At 71.3% G+C, this 5290-nt stretch carries 2 pseudogenes; both read left to right on the top strand.

Annotated features, from left to right (window positions below):
• Positions 1-1482, top strand: a pseudogene (locus tag LI92_RS23925) (hypothetical protein); the annotation flags it as partial.
• Positions 1483-2024: 542 nt separating this feature from the next.
• A pseudogene (locus tag LI92_RS23920) lies at positions 2025-5290 on the top strand (hypothetical protein); the annotation flags it as partial.

Below are 5290 nucleotides of genomic sequence, written 5' to 3'. Positions count from 1 at the left end.
GCCGGCGGCAACGGCGATACCAACGGCAACGCCGGCGGTAGCGGCGGTACAGGCGGTGCGGGCGCGATCTCCGCTGACGGGTCGGGCAGCACGGCAAGCGGCACCGCCACCGGCGGTGACGGTGGACGAGGCGGCGACGGTTCGGTGAGCGGTTCCGGTGGAAACGGCGGCACCGGCGGTAGTGGAACGATGTCTGCCCTCGACGGGGGCGTAATCAGCAATGGCAACGTAACTGGCGGTGACGCTCTCGATGGCGGACTCAACGGCGCCAACGGCGCCGCCGGTGCCAACAACTCTCTGACCGTCAGTGGTGCCGGCAGCAGCCTCACCAACACCACGGTCACCAGCGGGCAGAGCACCGAGCACTTCGCCGGCGGTGCGGCGAGCGCAACCGTCAGCGGCGGGGGCGTGATCACCAACAGCACGGTCACCGGTGGCGATGCCAGTGACACTGCGGCCGGCGGTGCGGCGAGCATTATCGCGACCGGTGCGGGCAGCAGCGTCACCAACAGCCACGCGATCGGCGGCAACGCCGGGGCGGGCACCGACGGCGGTGCGGGAGGTGCCGGCGGCGCGGCCGCTGTCATCGCTGAAAGCGGCGGCACTGTTACCGGCGCGGTGGCCACCGGCGGCAGCGGAGGCACCGGTGACGGCGCCGGCAGCACCGGCGGGTTGGGGGGCAGTGCCCTGGTCACCGCGTTCAACGGTGGCAAGGTCCTCGCCGACGCCGACCACGGTGGTGTGTCGAGTAAGGCAACCGGCGGTGCCGGCGGTGACGCCGACAACGGCGGTACCGGCGGCAAGGGCGGCAGCACGTTCATCGAGGCCCAGCGCAACGCCACCGCTTATGGCCAGACGACCGGTGGTACCGGCGGATCGGCTGACGGGATCGGTGCCGTGGGTGGTAACGCTGGGGGCGCGAACATGTGGGCCGGGCGTAACTACGCGCCGGGCGATGGTGGGCTGGCTCACGGCACCGTGGTCGGTGGCGACGGCGGTGCTGCGGATGGGACCAACTCGATCGGCGGAAACGGAGCCAGCGGGAGCATCGGGGCCACCGGTGCCGGTGCGGAGGCCAGTGGTTCTGCTACCGGCGGCAGCGGCGGCAATGGTGTCGACGGCGGCAAGGGCGGCGGCATCAGCTACAACGGGATCACCCAGATCACCGCGTTGGGCACCAACGCCAAGGCGACGGGTGTCACCGCTGTGGGCGGCACCGGCGGGGACGGGATCGGTGTCGGCGGGGTCGGCGGCGACGGCGGATACCTCCATGTCGGTGCCAACAACGCGGCCGGTGACCCTGGTGGCAGCTCGTGGACCAACGGCAGTGTGACGGCCGGGAGCGGCGGCAACGGCACCGGTGTCAACAACAGTGGCCCGGAGACGTCGGGTGCCGGCGGGTCCACTGAGCTCATCAGCGGCGCCAACGTGCACGTCGACGGCGTCGTCATCACCCTTCCCGACGGCACCGCCAAGCCGTAAGCCCCGTTCGCCCAGTCCCCGCGGCCCGGTCTTTCGACCGGGCCGCGGTGGCGTTTGAGGACTGATATCGCCGGCGATATCCGACTCGGCAACACCTACGTGGTCGACCGCGGGTGCGGAAGCGACGGGTGTGCTGGACCACCAGTAACAAAGTGATCCGTTGGAATGCGCTAATGAACTTTAATTCCCTATCCGTGGATTGGCGCTTACTTAACCATTCCCCGTCGCCGCTTCGCCGTTGTTGTGCGAAATGTTTTCGGGGGCGCTCGAGGGAGGCTCCAGGGGGCGTGCTATGGCGGGCTAATTAGCCCGAAACATCGCCCGTAGTCCCTGCAAGTTAACGGTGCAGGCTCAGCTAACGCCTGGCCAGATCTGAAGGAGTGGCCGATAGCCACCTACTCAATACGCTCGGACCAGCTAAAACGCGCCCTGATGGGTCCATAAGAGGGGGCTGAGACAGGCCGTAGGTGAATGCCTGTTAGCCTGGCCAGCCGACAACGTTAACGAGTATTCGTTGCGTTTCGATTAAGGAGAAGGTTCGCATGGTCGGTAATCGTCGGAATGGTTCTCAGGTTCGTCGTAACCGGATGTACGGTGCGGGCAGTGCGGTCAGTGCATTTCTGACATTCGGGTTGGGACCGTTGGCGGCGGCGCCGGCGGCGCATGCGGATATCGACGAGGTGTGGGTGGATCTTTTCGGCGAGAGCCTGGGCGGGGCAGTTGCGGAACTGGGTGTCGATTGGGGAAATCAGGCGGCCTGGGATGTGGTGTTGGACCCCTCCAGTTGGTCCTTCGCCTTCGACAGCTTCGGTGAGCAGGCCATCTGGGACGTGATTCTGTCGGACCTGGGACTGAACGGCGATGGGGCGGCGTCGCTTGAATTGCCGGGTTCGGCAGCCTTCAACTTGCTTGACTACAACCTGTTCATGCCGTTCGGCAACGGCGCCGACGGCACGTTCGACAACCCCAATGGTGGCGCCGGCGGGTGGATTTACGGAACCGGTGGCGCGGGTTGGGATGCCGACGGTATCGCCGGTGTTGACGGTGGTGCCGGTGGCCAGGGTGGCCTGTTCGGCGGCGACGGCGGTGCTGGTGGTGCCGGCTTCGGCAGTGGTGAGGGAGGCGACGGTGGTGGCGTCGGCTGGTTCGCCATGTTCAGTGCCGGCGGCGACGGTGGTGACGGCCAGACCGGTGGAAATGGTGGTGCGGGCAGCCTGTTCGGTTGGTGGAGTGACGGTGGTGACGGCGGTGCCGGCAACGACGGTGGTAACGGCGGTGATGGTGGCAGCGCAGGGCTGTTCTCCTGGTTCAGCCGTGGTGGCGCCGGTGGTGACGGTGGTACCGCCGCCAGCTTGGGAACTCCCGGTGGCAATGGCGGCGCCGGCGGGGATGCTGCCCTGTGGGGTGTGTTCAGCTCGGCCGGTACCGGTGGCGCCGGCGGCAATGGTTTCGCCGGCGCCGCGGGGGCGGCCGGCAGCTTCGCCAATGGCGGTGACGGCAATGGCGGCAATGGCGGCAACGGTGGTGCCGGCGGTAACGGCGGTACCGGCGGCAGGGGTGCCAATCTGTTCGGTGCCGGCGGTAAGGGTGGCGCGGCCGGTGACGGTGGTAAGGGCGGCGTCGGTGGTGACGGCGCCCACGGTGCCGACGGTGCCGCCGCCGGTGCTGATGGCACCAATGGCGGTAACGGTGGTGTCGGCGGTAATGGCGGCGCGGCAGGCGTGGCCGGTGCCGGTGGTGCGGGCGGCTGGTTCAGGGGTAACGCTGCGTCTGGTGCGGCCGGGTCGCAGGATTCCGGCGGCGTGGGCGGTAACGGTGGCAACGGCGGTGCTGGTATCGACGGCGCGAACGGTGCGGCTGGGACTGCGGCGCACCCCGATGGTCTCGACGGCCAGGCCGGCGGGCGCGGCGGCAACGCCGGCCACGCCGGGGCCGGTGGCCAGGGACCGGGTGGTCAGGCGGCCAGCGGTACGGCGGGCATCGCCGGTGCGGGCGGCAACGGCGGTATCGGTGGCGCGGGTTACGACGCGGCGACGGATGCGACTGCTGCGGCCGGGACTGCTGGGGGCAACGGTGGTGTAGGCGGCAACGCGGGCCTGGGTGGCCTGGAGGCTAACGGCGCGCACGGGGTGGCCGGTGCTGCCGGCGTTGGTGGTGCCGGCGGTGACGGGAAGGACGGCGCTGCCGGTGCCGCGGGCGACGCGCTGAGCCCGGACGGCCAGGCCGGGCAGGCCGGCGGCGCCGGCGGTAACGGTGGCCTAGGGGGCATCAACGCCGACTACACCCGGGCGGCCGCGGGCGCCGGTGGTGACGGCGGCGCCGGCGGCAAGGGCGGCGCCGGTTACAACGGATCGGCGGGGGCGACTGCTGGTGCGGCCGGTGAGAACGGCGGTAACGGTGGCGCCGGTGGTGCCGGCGGTGTCGGGGGCACCGGTAGCACCGCGGGTCTGCACGGCGGTGGCGGTGTCGGCGGTGACGGCGGATCCGGTGGGGCGGGCGCCCAGGGTGCGGACGGTGTCGATGGCACCGCCACCCACGTAGATGGCACGGCGGGCCAGGCCGGTGGCGCCGGCGGTAACGCCGGCAAGGGCGGCGTCGGTGGTGACAGTGGCGGCGGAACCACTGCCGCCGGCGGCAATGACGGCACTGCCGGTATCGGCGGCAAGGGCGGCGCGGGAGGCCGGGGCTTCGACGGTCTCCATGGCTCCAACACCGGCGTCGGGCCGCTCGACGGCAACAACGGTGGCGCTGGTGGCGCCGGCGGTGACGGTGGACTGGGCGGTGTGTGGGCCGATGGGCTGACCCGGGCGGCTCAAGGCGATGGTGGTGCGGGCGGCGACGGCGGCGCGGGCGGCCACGGTGGCAACGGGGCGGATGGAGCTACCGCGGGTGCCGCAGGCACCAATGGTGGGTTCGGAGGCAGTGGCGGTGCCGGTGGTGTCGGCGGTCACGGCACCAACAACGGTGCGGCCGGGGACGGCGGCGTCGGCGGTAACGGTGGCAATGGTGGTGCTGGTGCCGCTGGCGCGGCTGGCACGGCTGGCACGGCTAGCCATGTGGACGGCACGGCCGGCGGCAATGGTGGGGCGGGCGGCAACGCCGGCAAGGCCGGCAGCGGTGGCATCAGTGGCGCCGGGGTGCAGGCCGCCGGCGGAACGGACGGCACGGCCGGTGCGGGTGGCGCCGGCGGTCAGGGCGGTGCGGGCTTCAACGGCGCCGACTCCACCACCGCGGGCGTGGCCGGCGGTAACGGAGGTGCTGGTGGCGCTGGTGGTAACGGCGGCCAGGGTGGTCTGAACGCGGACGGCGTCACACGTGTCGCCGATGGTGCCGGCGGCAATGGTGGTGCCGGTGGTACGGGCGGCAAGGGTTACACCGGTGCGGCGGGCGCGAATGCGTCGGTCGCCGGTGCTGATGGTGGTGCGGGTGAGTCGGGCACCAACGGTGGCAATGGTGGTGCCGGTGGCGCCGGTGGTACGGGCTCCACGGCCGGGACGCAGGGTGTTGGTGGCGCCGGCGGTGCCGGTGGTTCCGGTGGCAACGGCGGTAATGGTGCGGCGGGCGCGGCTGGCACCGCGGCGCATGTGGACGGTTTCGACGGTGGCAGTGGTGGTGCCGGTGGTAACGCCGGCCAGGGTGGTGCCGGTGGTGCGGGCCTGGGCGGTCTGGCTGCGGCGGGTGCTAATGGCACCGCCGGTGTCGGTGGTGCCGGCGGCAAGGGCGGCGACGGCTTCGCCGGTGCCGACGGCACCGCTGGCCACGTGAATGGCACCGCTGGTGGTGCCGGTGGTGCCGGTGGTAACGGTGG

Source organism: Mycobacterium sp. UM_Kg1 (assembly GCF_000972925.1).
GTDB lineage: Bacteria > Actinomycetota > Actinomycetes > Mycobacteriales > Mycobacteriaceae > Mycobacterium > Mycobacterium hiberniae.
Note: the sequence above shows the minus strand (reverse complement) of the source record. Positions and strands in the feature narration are given on the sequence as shown.